Below are 13832 nucleotides of genomic sequence, written 5' to 3' on the forward strand. Positions count from 1 at the left end.
ATGAGGTGGGGACGTGCGAGAGAATGACGGCATGGAGATGCCGAGGAACGAAAGGTCGCCGGAGAACGCCCAGAAGATCCTGGTCGTAGGTCAGGACGGCATGGCGCTCGGTGACATCGACGCAGACGACGACTCCCGCGAGATCCCGGTGACCGAGCAGGTCGAGCAGCCGGCGAAGGTCATGCGGATCGGCAGCATGATCAAGCAGCTGCTGGAGGAGGTGCGCGCGGCTCCGCTGGACGAGGCGAGCCGGGCCCGGCTGAAGGAGATCCACTCGAGCTCGGTGAAGGAGCTGGAGGACGGACTGGCGCCGGAGCTGGTCGAGGAACTGGAGCGGCTCTCCCTGCCGTTCAACGAGGACTCGACCCCGAGCGACGCGGAACTGCGTATCGCGCAGGCCCAGTTGGTCGGCTGGCTGGAGGGCCTCTTCCACGGCATCCAGACCACCCTCTTCGCCCAGCAGATGGCCGCACGGGCCCAGTTGGAGCAGATGCGCCGGGCGCTGCCGCCGGGAGCGAGCCACGAGGGCGTCGACGATCCGCGGGCGGCGGGCGGTCGCACGGGCGGGCCGTACCTCTAGAGCGCGGGACCGTCACCCGCAGCCGTACACACGAGAAGGGCCAAGCGTTCCGGCGCCGGGCCCTTCTGTCATGACGTCAGGCGGTCACGACGCCGGGTTGCCCGTGGAGACCTTGATCTCGATCTCGGGCATGTCCTTCGGGTCGACGTCCGTCCCGGCGGAGGGGAACTGGTCCATGACCGCCCCGTCGCCGTAGGTGTTCTCGTCCACCTTCGTGATCTTGTACTGCCAGCCGGCGGCCTGGAAGCATTCCTTGACCGAGCCGATGTACTTGAACTTGAAGTTCGGCACCCGGACCTTGTCCGGGTCGTTGTACGACTCCTGCGGCTCGGAGCACTCCGTCGACTCGATGGTCTTGGAGGTGTCCGGCGCCCGGTAGCCCTCCGCCTTCGTCGCCGACGGCGAGGAGCTGGTGGTGCCGCCCTTGGCGTCGTCGTCACCGCCTCCGCCCACGGCGAGGCTGGCGATGAGGCCGCCGACCGCCACCACCGCGACGACGGCCGAGCCGATGAGCACCGCCTTGCTGTTCCGGCGGTCACCGCCGCCCGAGGACACCGTGGTGGACGGCTGCGGGCTCAGGTTGTAAGCGGCCGGGGTGTGCGGGGCCTGCTGGTGGCCGTACGCCGGAGCGGGCGTCTGGTAGCCCTGCTGCGGATAACCGTAGGAGGCCGACGGCGTCGGGGTGCCGTACGGGTTCGGGGTGGGCGCGGGCTGGTAGGGCGTCTGGACGCCGGCCTGCGGCGCCGGGGTGCCCGGGCCGATCGGCGGGAACACCGCGGAACCGACGCCCGCGCCGCTCGACGTCTGCGCGCCCGGGACGATGCTGGGCGGGGCCGCCTGGAAGGAGGCGGCGACCCGCAGGCACTCGTCGCGCATGGCGACGGCGGTCGGAAAGCGCTCGTTCGGGTTCTTCTTCAGCGCCCGGGCGATCAGCGCGTCGACGGCCGGCGGCAGCGCCCGGTTGATCGAGGAGGGAGCCACCGGTTCCTCCTGCACGTGCGCGTACGCGATCGCAAGCGGCGAATCGGCCTCGAACGGCAGCCGCCCGGTGACCAGTTGGAACAGCATGATGCCGACCGAGTACAGGTCGGACCGGGCGTCCACCGCACGCCCCAGGGCCTGTTCGGGCGAGAGGTACTGCGGGGTGCCGACCACCATGCCGGTCTGCGTCATCGAGGTGACGCCGGACTGCATCGCACGGGCGATGCCGAAGTCCATCACCTTGACCACGCCGCGCTTGGTCATCATCACGTTGCCGGGCTTGATGTCGCGGTGGACGAGCCCCATCTCGTGGCTGATCTCCAGCGCCGCCAGCACGTCCGCGGTGATCTTCAGCGCCTTGTCGGCGGGCATCGCGCCCTGCTGCCGCACGTCCTCGTCGAGCACCGAGCCGAGCGGGCGGCCCTCGATGTACTCCATGACGATGTACGGAGTCGTCAATCCCTCGACGTCGTCCTCGCCCGTGTCGAAGACGGAGACGATGTTGGTGTGCGTGAGCTTGGCCACGGCCTGCGCCTCGCGGCGGAACCGCTCGCGGAAGGCCTGCTCACGGCCGAGTTCGGTGTGCAGGGTCTTCACCGCGACCTGACGGTCGAGCACGGCGTCGTAGGCGAGGTGCACCGAGGCCATGCCGCCCTCGCCGAGCAAGTCGCGCAGCTGATACCGGCCGGCGGCGAGCGCCCGCCCCGCATACCGGCCCTGCGCGCCGTCCTGGCTCATCTTCTGCGTCCCCCGTAGGCCCTCAGGCGCCGTTGACTGTCGTTGATCGAAAGTGCTATTCCCGGCCAAGTCTGCCGTAGGGCACTGACACGTCAAGCTCGGTGCCCGTTCCGTGACCCTACGAGAAAGAAGCGTCGCGGAAGCGTTACAGGTGCCGTACCGCCGGTACACAGAATTTGCACGTCGGTACGGAGTACGGGTTTGATGACCGGTCCGTCTCGGACCGGTGTCCGGGTGGCGCCCGGGCGATGTCCCGGGGATCGCCCCGGGCCGGAGGCTTGCGCGGAGGCTGTAGCGTGGCCGACGGAGACCGTAACAACACCGCGCGTTCCGCGGGCAGAAACGACGGCGAGGACTGATGGCACAGCAGCGCGCTCAGGGCCCGTCCGACCCCGAGGCGACTGGCGGCGGTATGTCAGATGCGCCGGAGAACTGGGGCAACGGCGGGCTGGTTGGGGACGGCCGATACCGGCTGACCCGCAGACTCGGCCGAGGCGGCATGGCCGAGGTGTTCGCGGCCGAGGACGTACGCCTCGGACGCACCGTCGCGGTGAAGCTGCTGCGCGCCGATCTCGCCGAGGACCCCGTGTCCAAGGCCCGCTTCACACGCGAGGCCCAGTCGGTGGCCGGCCTCAACCACCACGCGATCGTCGCCGTGTACGACTCCGGCGAGGACTTCGTCGGCGGCCAGAGCGTGCCGTACATCGTGATGGAGATCGTCGAGGGACGCACCATCCGCGACCTTCTCCTCAACGCCGAGGCGCCGGGCCCCGAGCAGGCCCTGATCATCACCTCGGGAGTGCTGGAGGCCCTCGCCTACTCGCACCAGCACGGCATCGTGCACCGTGACATCAAGCCGGCGAACGTGATCATCACGCACAACGGCGCGGTCAAGGTGATGGACTTCGGCATCGCGCGCGCCCTGCACGGGGCGTCCACGACGATGACCCAGACCGGCATGGTCATGGGAACCCCGCAGTACCTCTCCCCGGAGCAGGCGCTCGGCAAGGCCGTCGACTACCGCTCCGACCTGTACGCGACGGGCTGCCTGCTGTACGAACTCCTCGCGCTGCGGCCCCCGTTCACCGGCGAGACGCCGCTGTCGGTGGTCTACCAGCACGTGCAGGACATCCCGGTGCCGCCGTCGCAGACCTCGGACGGGCAGTGCCCCCCAGAGCTCGACGGGCTCGTCATGCGGTCCCTGGCCAAGGACCCCGACGACCGGTTCCAGACGGCGGAGGAGATGCGCGGTCTGGTCCAGTACGGGCTCCAGATGCTGTACGACCAGGGCGGCCACACCGGCACCTGGAACACCGGCCCGGTCGGCGCGCACGACGGCCGCGGCACGCCCGCCGGCGGCTTCGCGAGCACGACCCCGCTGGCGCACGGCGCCGACGGCTCCAGCACCTCGCAGATCCCGCAGCCGATCCTGCCCACCGGCTACGGCGGCGGGGACGACGGCGGCTTCGAGGGGCACGGCAACAAGGGCAGCGGCCGCGGCAAGCTGTGGATCCTCGCCGTCTTCGCGGTGATCGCCATCGCCGCGGGCGTCGCGCTCGCGCTGAACGGCCAGGGGAAGGGCAGCGGCGGCACCGACACCTCGCCGACGCCGTCCGTCTCGCGGTCCGCGACGGACGACGCCGCCTCGGCGACGCCGAGCGACGAGGAGACCGACACGTCCACGGACGACACCTCGGACGACAACTCCGGTTCGAACTCCGACTCGAACTGGACGCCGTCGTACACGCCCTCGGACACTCCGGAGTACACCCCGTCCGAGTCGGCCAGCAGCGAGCCGACCGACCAGGAGACGGAGCCCCAGCCGTCGGACGAGCCGACCGACACGGAGACCGAGCCGAGCGACCAGCCCACGGACACCGAGACGGGCGGGGCCGACCAGGGCGGCACCACGCTGGGCAGCATCGGCTGACCGACCGGCACACGCCACGACCGCCTCACGCGCGCGTGGGCCCCTCACCGGGCTCCACGCGCGCGTGTCGTGTCCGTGGGGCCCGGGTCAGTCCGCGAACGCGCCGCAGACCGCGTCGTACTCCCGGGTCCACCACACGGCCAGGGCCGAGGCCGCCGGGAACTGGGAGTCCGCGCGGGTGTCGCCGCGCTCGTAGTGCCAGCGCAGCATCCAGAAGTCGTTGAGACGCTCCCACCACACCCGGTGCACGGCCGCCGCGAGTTCGGAGGGCGTGGCCCCGGCCGCGCGTCGGTAGGCGCGTGCGTACTGCCTCGCCTTCGGCAGGTCCAGGGTGCCGTCGGGGCGGACGAAGAAGATCGCGGCGGCGCGCACGGCCTCCTCGGCGCGGGGCTGCACGCCCAGCCGGTCCCAGTCGACGATGGCGGCCGGGGCGTCCCCGCGGTAGAGCAGGTTGAAGGGGTGGAAGTCCCCGTGCACCCAGCCGACCGGCCCGCTGTGCGGGGGCCGCCGGTCCGCGTGCCGTTCCAGCAGTGCGCGCCGTTCCAGCAGGCGATGGCGGGCGAGCTCGTCGAAGGAGTCGGCGGGGTGATGGCGGCGCACGCGCGCGAGGAGGTCGTCGATGAGGACGAAGGTGTCGGCGGGGTCGGGACTCGGGGCGGGGTCGGCGGCCACGGCGGGCGTGCCGCGCCGGGCCGCGGTGGGGTGCCCGGCGCGGGCGGGGCGCTCGGGCGGCCCGCCGCGGCCCTCGGGGGCGCACCCCGGTCCGCGTCCCCGGTCGCACCCCGGGTCGCGCTCGGAGCCCCGCTCAGGGGCGTGCGGGGTGGTCTCAGGGGCGGTCTCAGGTTCGCGGGTCGGCGGCGGGTCGAGTGGTGGGCCCACCCCGAGTCCGCGGGGCACGTGCCCGCCGCGAGCGGGCGGCAGGAGCTCGCCGTGGGCCGCCCGCATCACCTGCTCCAGGCTGGCGTGCACCACGCCCAGCAGCGCTCCCAGGCGGCCGCACTGGCCGGGGGTGAGCTGGGCGCCGTGGCGGTGGCGGCCCTCGATCCAGGGGTGGAGGGCGTAGGCGTGGCCGCCGACGACGGCGACCGTGCGGCCGTCGTGGCCGGGCAGCGGGGGAGCGACCGGGACGCCGAGGTCGGCCAGGCGCTCGGTGGCCCGGTGCTGGCGGGCGATGGAGGCGGGGTCGGCGGTGTCGGGGTCGAAGTGGTGCTTGAGGAAGTAGCGGCCCCGGGTGGTCCGCAGTCGGTAGCCGCGGTTCAGCAGCCCCTCGTCGACGGGCTCACAGGTGAGCGCGGTGCCGGCGGCGTACCGGCGGAGCAGGGCGCCCAGAGGGGGCGCGTTGAGTACTAAAGGGGGTACACAGGAGCGCGGCACGCGCCCGATGCTAGGGCACGATCCAAGGCTGTGAGCTGGGCATTGTCACAGAAAGTCACTAAAGATCAACAATGGTCACAGGTGGTCGCTCCAGGTCGCCGCGGCGGTGCGCCCGACGTCGCTCCGGGACTTTCAGATCGCTCCGTGGTCGTGCACGGTCGCGAACTGCGGGATCACACGCAGATAGACCGGGTCGTACGGGACGCCGCCGTCCACCGACCGGGGCGCGGGCCCGAAAAGCTCCAGTTCGGCGGCGGTGGGTTCCACGGCCGCGCACGTCCCGACGACCTCCACCGACCACCGGCCCTCGGCGGAGTCCGGCCGCGCCCGGTTCAGGTTGTCCGAGCCGTAGGCGACCACATGCCCGACGCACGCCCGGTGGTGGCCATGACCGCGGTGCATCCGCAGCAGCAGGCGGCCGTCGGCCACGATGTGGCGGGCGCAGGCCAGGAAGGGCATCGCGCGCAGGCTGGCGGCCACCCGGCCGTACTCGGTGCGGGCGAGCAGGTCGACGGCGCGTCGTTCGTCGGTCGGCATGCGACCACTGTGCGCGGCCGGTGCGGGCCGCCACAGAGGCAACCGACCCCTCCGGGCGGGACGTAAGTCCCTGAAGGCGGGTCCGCCCTCCGGCCGCTCCTAGTCGCTCCCCGTCCGCGACCCGGCCTGCGCGCCCGCCTGCAGCCGGGCCACGTACGCGGCCGCCTGGGAGCGGCGCTGCATGCCGAGCTTGGACAGCAGGCTGGACACGTAGTTCTTGATCGTCTTCTCGGCGAGGTGCAGCTCCGTGCCGATCTGGCGGTTGGTGAGGCCCTCGCCGATCAGGTCGAGGATCCTGCGCTCCTGGTCGGTGAGGTGCGCGAGCCGGTCGTCGCCCTTCGGGGCGCCCTCACGCAGCCGCTGGAGCACGCGCGCGGTGGCGGCGGGGTCCAGGAGGGACTTGCCCGCGGCGACGTCCCGTACGGCCGTCAGCAGCTCCTCGCCGCGGATGGCCTTCAGGACGTAACCCGAGGCGCCGGCCATGATCGCGTCGAAGAGGGCCTCGTCGTCGGCGTACGAGGTCAGCATCAGGCACTTGACGGAGTCGTCCCGGGAGCGGATCTCGCGGCACACCTCCACGCCGCTGCCGTCCGGGAGCCGTACGTCGAGCACCGCGACGTCGGGCCGGGTGGCCGGGATGCGCACCAGCGCGTCGGCCGCCGTGCCGGCCTCGCCGACCACCTCGAGATCGCTCTCCATCGAGAGCATCTCGCGGACCCCGCGCCGGACGATCTCATGGTCGTCGAGTAGAAAAACGGTGATTTTTCCTTCTTCGCGCACGCGGTCAGTCTCACATACGGAGTCTTCCCGTGGACTGGGTGCCCGGGATAACGTGCCGTTGCTCCGGCCTCCTGCAAGGCTGTGACCTGGGTCTCTCCCGACTTTGCCGATTTACTTGGAAATCCAAGCAAAAACGCAGGTCAAGAGGGGTTTCACAGAAATGTGAAGCACTGGGTAACGTGATGACCGCAGGGCGCTCGCCGGGGCACCTGTCACGCCTGTTCCGACCAAGTGACACACACCCCGTGCACGGGTGCCGGAACAGGTGAGCCGCTCCCCCGGGCTCCTGAAGAGCCGGGGGGACCCCCAGTCACCCGGCAACCCCGGGGGCCGGACCGACGGAGGAGCACACGTGACCGTGGAGAGCACTGCCGCGCGCAAGCCGCGACGCAGCGCCGGAAGCAAGGCCGGCACCACCGGCGCCGAGCGCACCACCCGCACCACCGCCAGCAAGTCCGCAGAGCCCGAGCTCGTGCAGCTGCTGACGCCGGAGGGCAAGCGGGTCAAGAACGCGAAGAACGCCGAGTACGCCAAGTACGTCGCCGGTGTCACACCCGAGGAGCTCCGCGGCCTCTACCGCGACATGGTGCTCACCCGCCGCTTCGACGCGGAGGCCACCGCCCTCCAGCGCCAGGGCGAGCTGGGTCTGTGGGCCTCGCTGCTCGGCCAGGAGGCCGCCCAGATCGGCTCCGGCCGGGCCCTGCGCGACGACGACTACGTCTTCCCGACCTACCGCGAGCACGGCGTCGCCTGGTGCCGCGGGGTCGACCCGACCAACCTGCTCGGCATGTTCCGGGGGGTGAACAACGGAGGCTGGGACCCCAACGGCAACAACTTCCACCTCTACACGATCGTCATCGGCTCCCAGACGCTGCACGCCACGGGCTACGCCATGGGTGTCGCCAAGGACGGCGCCGACAGCGCGGTGATCGCCTACTTCGGCGACGGCGCGAGCAGCCAGGGCGACGTGGCGGAGTCCTTCACCTTCTCCGCGGTCTACAACGCGCCGGTCGTGTTCTTCTGCCAGAACAACCAGTGGGCGATCTCCGAGCCCACCGAGAAGCAGACCCGGGTGCCGCTCTACCAGCGCGCGCAGGGCTACGGCTTCCCCGGCGTCCGCGTCGACGGCAACGACGTCCTGGCCTGCCTCGCCGTCACCCGGTGGGCGCTGGACCGGGCCCGCGCCGGCGAGGGACCCACCCTCGTCGAGGCGTACACGTACCGCATGGGCGCCCACACCACCTCCGACGACCCGACGAAGTACCGGGCCGACGAGGAGCGCGAGGCCTGGGAGGCGAAGGACCCGATCCTGCGCCTCCGCCGCCACCTGGAGGCGTCAAACCACACGGACGAGGGATTCTTCGCGGAACTCGAGACGGAGAGCGAGGCGTTGGGCAGGCGAGTGCGCGAAGCGGTCCGCGCCATGCCGGACCCGGACCGCTTCGCCATCTTCGAGAACGTGTACGCGGACGGACACGCGCTCGTCGACGAGGAGCGGGCCCAGTTCGCGGCCTACCAGGCATCGTTCGCGACGGAATCTGAGAGCGGCTTCGCCGCGGGTTCGGGGGGAAACTGAGATGGCGGAGACCGTGACGTCCAAGAACCTGGCCCTGGCCAAGGCGATCAACGAGTCGCTGCGCCGCGCCCTGGAGACCGACCCCAAGGTCCTGATCATGGGTGAGGACGTCGGCAAGCTCGGCGGCGTCTTCCGGGTGACGGACGGCCTGCAGAAGGACTTCGGCGAGAGCCGCGTCATCGACACCCCGCTCGCCGAGTCCGGCATCGTCGGCACCGCGATCGGCCTGGCCCTGCGCGGCTACCGCCCGGTGGTGGAGATCCAGTTCGACGGCTTCGTGTTCCCGGCCTACGACCAGATCGTCACCCAGCTCGCCAAGATGCACGCGCGCTCGCTCGGCAAGGTCAAGCTGCCGGTCGTCGTCCGCATCCCCTACGGCGGCGGCATCGGCGCGGTCGAGCACCACTCGGAGTCGCCGGAGGCCCTCTTCGCGCACGTGTCGGGCCTGAAGATCGTCTCGCCGTCCAACGCGTCCGACGCGTACTGGATGATGCAGCAGGCCATCCAGAGCGACGACCCGGTGATCTTCTTCGAGCCGAAGCGGCGCTACTGGGACAAGGGCGAGGTCAACCCCGAGGCGATCCCCGGCCCGCTGCACAAGGCCCAGGTCGTCCGCGAGGGCACGGACCTGACCCTCGTCGCCTACGGCCCGATGGTGAAGCTCTGCCAGGAGGTCGCCGCCGCGGCCGCCGAGGAGGGCAAGAACCTGGAGGTCCTGGACCTGCGTTCGGTGTCCCCCCTGGACTTCGACGCGATCCAGACGTCGGTCGAGAAGACCCGCCGCCTGGTCGTCGTCCACGAGGCGCCGGTGTTCTTCGGTTCGGGCGCGGAGATCGCCGCCCGGATCACCGAGCGCTGCTTCTACCACCTGGAGGCCCCGGTGCTCAGGGTCGGCGGCTATCACGCCCCGTACCCGCCGGCGCGCCTGGAGGAGGAGTACCTGCCGGGCCTGGACCGGGTGCTCGACGCCGTCGACCGTGCCCTGGCGTACTGAGGAGAGGGTCGTGACGACGATGACGGAAGCGTCCGTACGCGAGTTCAAGATGCCCGACGTGGGCGAGGGGCTCACCGAGGCGGAGATCCTCAAGTGGTACGTCCAGCCCGGCGACACGGTGACGGACGGCCAGGTGGTGTGCGAGGTCGAGACGGCCAAGGCCGCCGTCGAACTGCCCATCCCCTACGACGGGGTGGTCCGCGCGCTGCACTTCCCCGAGGGCACCACGGTCGACGTGGGCATGTCGATCATTGCCGTGGACGTGTCGGGAGGGGCGGGCGACGCCCCGGCGGCGGCTCCGGTCGCCGAGGTGCCGACGCAGGCGGCCGTGCAGACGCCCGCGCAGGCCCCGGCCGCCCCGGCGCGGCAGCCGGAGGCACCGCAGGCGGCGCCGCCCGAGGCCGAGGCCGCGAAGTCGGTGGGTTCGGGCCGCCAGCCGGTCCTCGTCGGCTACGGCGTGGCCGCGTCCTCCACCAAGCGCCGTCCGCGCAAGGGCGCGGAGACCGCGGCCCCGCAGGTCCCGGACGCCATCCAGGCGGAGCTCAACGGCCACAGCGCCGCGCCCGCCGTACGGGAGCGCCCGCTGGCCAAGCCGCCGGTGCGCAAGCTGGCCAAGGATCTCGGCGTCGATCTCGCCACGGTGGTCCCGTCCGGTCCGGACGGCATCATCACCCGCGAGGACGTCCACGCGGCCGCCGCCCCGGCCGCTCCGGCGACCCAGGCCGCCCCGGTGGCCGAGCCGGCGCCGCAGGTGACGCAGGCTCCGGTCACGGCCCCCGCGGCCGTGTCCGTGCCGTCGTACGACACGGGCCGCGAGACCCGGGTCCCGGTCAAGGGCGTCCGCAAGGCGACGGCCGCGGCGATGGTCGGTTCGGCCTTCACCGCGCCGCACGTCACCGAGTTCGTGACGATCGACGTGACGCGCACGCTGAAGCTGGTCGAGGAGCTCAAGCAGGACAAGGACATGCAGGGCCTGCGGGTCAACCCGCTCCTGCTGATCGCCAGGGCCCTGCTGGTCGCCATCAAGCGCAACCCGGAGATCAACGCGTCCTGGGACGAGGCGGCGCAGGAGATCGTGGTCAAGCACTACGTCAACCTGGGCATCGCGGCCGCGACCCCCAGGGGCCTGCTGGTCCCGAACATCAAGGACGCCCACGCCAAGACGCTGCCGCAGCTGGCGGAGTCCCTGGCCGAGCTGGTCTCGACGGCGCGGGAGGGCCGGACGTCCCCGGCCGCCATGCAGGGCGGCACGGTGACCATCACCAACGTCGGCGTCTTCGGCGTCGACACCGGCACCCCGATCCTCAACCCCGGCGAGTCCGCGATCCTCGCGATCGGAGCGATCAAGCTCCAGCCGTGGGTCCACAAGGGCAAGGTGAAGCCGCGTCAGGTCACCACGCTGGCGCTGAGCTTCGACCACCGTCTGGTGGACGGGGAGCTGGGCTCCAAGGTGCTGGCGGACGTGGCCGCGATCCTGGAACAGCCCAAGAAGCTGATCACCTGGAGCTAGGAGCGGCGCCCCCTGCCGACAGGGCCGCGCTCCCTGGGGGCGCGGCCCTGGCCCTGGCCCTGGCCCTGGACCCGGACCGGGGGGCCGGGGTCCGGGGTCCGGGGTCCGGGCATGGTTGTCCTGGATCTGCGGGACGGACCGGTGGTCTCAGGCCCGGAGGTCTGGGACTCGGTGGTCCCGGAGCCGGTGGTCCCGGGCCTTGGTCTCTGGCCCGGTGGCCTCGGAGTCGGCGGTCCCGGACCCCGATCTCGGATCCGGTGGTCCCGAGCCGGTCGTGTCAGACCGTCGCGGTCGGGTTCGGGCGTAGCCAGTGTCCGTCCGTGGTCCAGCCGAGGAGCATGCGGCCGGTGCCCTCGTCGGCCCGGCCGCCCTCGGCGACCTGGTGCAGGCCGGTCAGGGCGGGGGCCAGCCGGGCCGCCACATGGCCGGGGTGCCGGGTCAGCTCCTCGGACAGCCCCGCCAGCGTGCGGGCCCGCTCGCCGGGGGTGCACAGCGACAGATGGAACAGCATCTGCCGCCAGGCGTAGGCCACGTCCTTGATCGTGCCCAGCGGGCGCGGGTTGCCGTGCACGCGTCCGGTCAGCCGGCACACGGTGACGAAGCCGCGGCGGGCCAGGTCCGCCCAGCCCCCGGCCGGGTCGATGCCGACCCGGTGGACCAGGGTGGCCAGGTTGTGCGTGGTGAGGATCTGCGCCTGCTCGATCACCTTGCCGTTCGCCGCCACCGATCCGTCTCCGCGCCGCGACCGGGAAGAGCCGGCCTCGGCCCGCGCGACGCACAGCTTCGCGAACCCGGGCGAGGTCCTGGCCCCGTACGACTTCGTCAGCGCCGCACCGGTCTCGACGATCGCCAGATTGCGGACGGCCCGGTAGTCGATGGCGTAGTAGCGCTCGTACAGCGAGCCGCCGCCCAGCAGTTCCGCCGCGATCCGGGCCGCGGCGAGGAACTTCGGGCTGAAGGTGCCCATGAAGATGTCCGCGGCCAGCTCCTCGACCAGCGGAGCGCCCAGCTCGGCCTGGCGGGCCAGCACGGACAGCTCACGGATCAGGGGATTGGGCAGGATCGTGCCCGGGAAGGCCTGCACGGCCAGCTCGCCGAGCTGCCGCATCGCGGCGGCCGACACCGCGCCCGCCTCGCCGTCCGCGCGCTGTCCGGCCACCGCCCGCACCCACGGCAGCTCCTCCGCCCGTACCTGCCGCTCGAGGTTCAGCAGCAGCAGCGAACGGCGGCCCGCGAACGCCCGGTGGTGAGCGGCCGCCAGCGTGCGCAGGGCCCGGTCGGGGTAGGCCTGCGCGGTGGTGGCGGCGACGAGCTGCGGTACGAGCTCGGCCAGCACCTCGGCCGAGGGCACGACCCCGCGTTCCACGAGGGTGCCCAGGGGCGCGCTCAGCGCGGCCTCCACGGGCCGCCGGACGCCGGCCGGAAGCACCGTGCCCGCGGGCAGTCCCGTCTCCCGTGCCTCGTCCTCGCCGACCGCGGCGACGAGCGGCGCCACATCGGCCACGCCCGCCCGCTGGTCCAGCCCGGACAACCGGCGCAGCACCAGTCGGGCCAGCGCGCGGTGCGAGGGAAGTGCCGCCTGCGCGGCCTGCTCCCGGCGCAGCGCGGTGAGCTCCGGGGAGCCGGGCAGCCCGCGCCGCCGCACCATGGACGTGACAGCGTGCCGCAGCAGCCCGAGCCGGCGCGCGTCCAGCTCCCGCCCGGCGACGGTCTCCTCCAGCGCCCCGCGCAGGATCCCCAGGTTCCCCTTCGGCTTGAGGTGCTTGGTGCAGTAGGTGTGACGTGCGGCCAGGTCGCGGTAGCGGCGCAGCAGGTGGGCGCCGTGTTCGCGCCAGGCGGCGTCGGGGACGCGCGTCAGCACCCGGGACGGCTGACCGGCTTCGGCGGTCTCCAGCCAGTGGGCGAGCAGTTCGTCGCCGAACGGCTGCCACACGGCCAGCGCCTCCCGCTGCGTCTCCACCGCCTCGCTGGTACGCCGTCGTGCCAGGCTCTCACCGGCCTCGGCGACGGTCCGGCGGTGGACGGTGCCGGGGTCGGGCGCCGGGCGGGTGGACGGGCGGGGCGTGAACCGCAGCCGTCCCGCGAACGGGGCGAGTTCCTCGACGAGCGCGAGCGCCGCGTCCGTCTCCCCGGCCCGCGCCAGCCAGGCGACGGTGAGCAGGGCGGCCTCCTCGGGGACGGTCACCTCGTACCGTCCGTCGTCGAGGAGTTCGCCGAGCCGGGCCAGCCCGTCCTCGGACAGCCAGTGGGCGAACAGCGCCTGCCGGTCCGGCGGCACCCCGGCCCGGCGCGCGGCCTCGGCCTCGTACGCGGTCAGGGGACCGCCGGCGCTCGGCGCGCCGGTGGCGAAGCCGCCCCGCAGCACCTCGGGCGTCACCCACGCGGGCAGATCCCGGACGGGGGTGCGGGAGCCGATGGTGAGCAGGCCGTTCGCCATGCCGGTCAGCACGGAGCGCCAGGCGCGCCCGCGTTCCCCGGCGCGCTGCCGGGTGGCGGGGTCTTCGTGGGTGAGCGCGGTCCTGAGCGCCCTGGCCAGTTGGCCGGAGGCGTATCCGGGGTCGGCCTCTGCGAGGTGCTGCTGGTCAGCGTCGTCGTTCATAAGCCGACGTGGCGGGTGCCGCCCCCGCGCCCTCCGGGTCCCGAGCCCGGTGCTCTGCTGCTGAGCTACACGTCGATGAGCCGACGTGGCAGGTTCCGCCCCTGCGCCCTCCGGGTCTGGAGCCCGGCGCTCTGGCTACTGAGCTACACGTCGATGAGGCCCGACGGTAGACGTCGAACGGCCGTCCGGACAACCGTGTTTCGCCCCCGCACAGCCCCGGACGCCCAGCAGGC

Annotated in this window: 10 protein-coding genes and 2 tRNA genes; 5 read left to right on the forward strand and 7 right to left on the reverse strand. The window is 72.4% G+C overall.

Features of this window, described 5'->3' with window-relative positions; all coding sequences use genetic code 11:
• The first annotated feature begins 31 nt into the window (after positions 1-31).
• Positions 32-580: a bacterial proteasome activator family protein gene (locus J2X68_RS36660; RefSeq protein ID WP_310436937.1), complete on the forward strand. Its 549-nt coding sequence runs from the start codon at positions 32-34 to the stop codon at positions 578-580.
• A gap of 84 nt (positions 581-664) precedes the next feature.
• On the opposite strand, the gene J2X68_RS36665 is transcribed toward J2X68_RS36660, so the two are convergent.
• Entirely contained in the window at positions 665-2299 is a 1635-nt protein-coding gene (locus tag J2X68_RS36665) for a protein kinase domain-containing protein (RefSeq protein WP_310436938.1), read from the reverse strand.
• 412 nt (positions 2300-2711) lie between these two features.
• Between J2X68_RS36665 and J2X68_RS36670 the strand changes: the two genes are divergently transcribed.
• Complete coding sequence (locus J2X68_RS36670; protein WP_310436939.1) at positions 2712-4229, forward strand: protein kinase domain-containing protein; 1518 nt, start codon at positions 2712-2714, stop codon at positions 4227-4229.
• Between the two features lie 87 nt (positions 4230-4316).
• Here J2X68_RS36670 and J2X68_RS36675 read toward each other — a convergent pair whose 3' ends face one another.
• From J2X68_RS36675 to J2X68_RS36685, 3 genes are all read right to left on the reverse strand, one after another.
• On the reverse strand, positions 4317-5603 hold the full coding sequence (locus J2X68_RS36675) for a phosphotransferase (protein ID WP_310436940.1): 1287 nt from the start codon (positions 5601-5603) through the stop codon (positions 4317-4319).
• Positions 5604-5735: 132 nt separating this feature from the next.
• Positions 5736-6140 (reverse strand): pyridoxamine 5'-phosphate oxidase family protein, encoded by a 405-nt coding sequence (locus J2X68_RS36680; protein ID WP_310436941.1) that lies wholly within the window; start codon positions 6138-6140, stop codon positions 5736-5738.
• Between the two features lie 99 nt (positions 6141-6239).
• On the reverse strand, positions 6240-6920 hold the full coding sequence (locus J2X68_RS36685; protein WP_310436942.1) for a response regulator transcription factor: 681 nt from the start codon (positions 6918-6920) through the stop codon (positions 6240-6242).
• Between the two features lie 352 nt (positions 6921-7272).
• Between J2X68_RS36685 and pdhA the strand changes: the two genes are divergently transcribed.
• Genes pdhA through J2X68_RS36700 form a run of 3 tightly spaced genes read left to right on the forward strand, consistent with a single transcriptional unit; the run spans position 7273 to position 11000 of the window.
• Positions 7273-8496 (forward strand): pyruvate dehydrogenase (acetyl-transferring) E1 component subunit alpha, encoded by a 1224-nt coding sequence (pdhA, locus tag J2X68_RS36690; RefSeq protein ID WP_310436943.1) that lies wholly within the window; start codon positions 7273-7275, stop codon positions 8494-8496.
• Position 8497: 1 nt separating this feature from the next.
• Positions 8498-9490 (forward strand): alpha-ketoacid dehydrogenase subunit beta, encoded by a 993-nt coding sequence (locus J2X68_RS36695; RefSeq protein WP_310436944.1) that lies wholly within the window; start codon positions 8498-8500, stop codon positions 9488-9490.
• Positions 9491-9500: 10 nt separating this feature from the next.
• The gene (locus tag J2X68_RS36700; RefSeq protein ID WP_310436945.1) at positions 9501-11000 is read left to right on the forward strand and encodes a dihydrolipoamide acetyltransferase family protein; all 1500 of its coding nucleotides are present in this window, start codon (positions 9501-9503) and stop codon (positions 10998-11000) included.
• Between the two features lie 277 nt (positions 11001-11277).
• On the opposite strand, the gene J2X68_RS36705 is transcribed toward J2X68_RS36700, so the two are convergent.
• The 3 genes from J2X68_RS36705 to J2X68_RS36715 all read right to left on the reverse strand — a co-directional run bounded on the left by J2X68_RS36705 (position 11278) and on the right by J2X68_RS36715 (position 13752).
• On the reverse strand, positions 11278-13599 hold the full coding sequence (locus J2X68_RS36705) for a hypothetical protein (RefSeq protein WP_310436946.1): 2322 nt from the start codon (positions 13597-13599) through the stop codon (positions 11278-11280).
• A gap of 3 nt (positions 13600-13602) precedes the next feature.
• Positions 13603-13674 (reverse strand) — tRNA-Pro (locus J2X68_RS36710).
• Positions 13675-13679: 5 nt separating this feature from the next.
• Positions 13680-13752: transfer RNA gene (locus tag J2X68_RS36715), tRNA-Trp, on the reverse strand.
• Between the last annotated feature and the right edge of the window lie 80 nt (positions 13753-13832).

Source organism: Streptomyces sp. 3330, assembly GCF_031456635.1.
Taxonomy (GTDB): Bacteria; Actinomycetota; Actinomycetes; order Streptomycetales; family Streptomycetaceae; genus Streptomyces.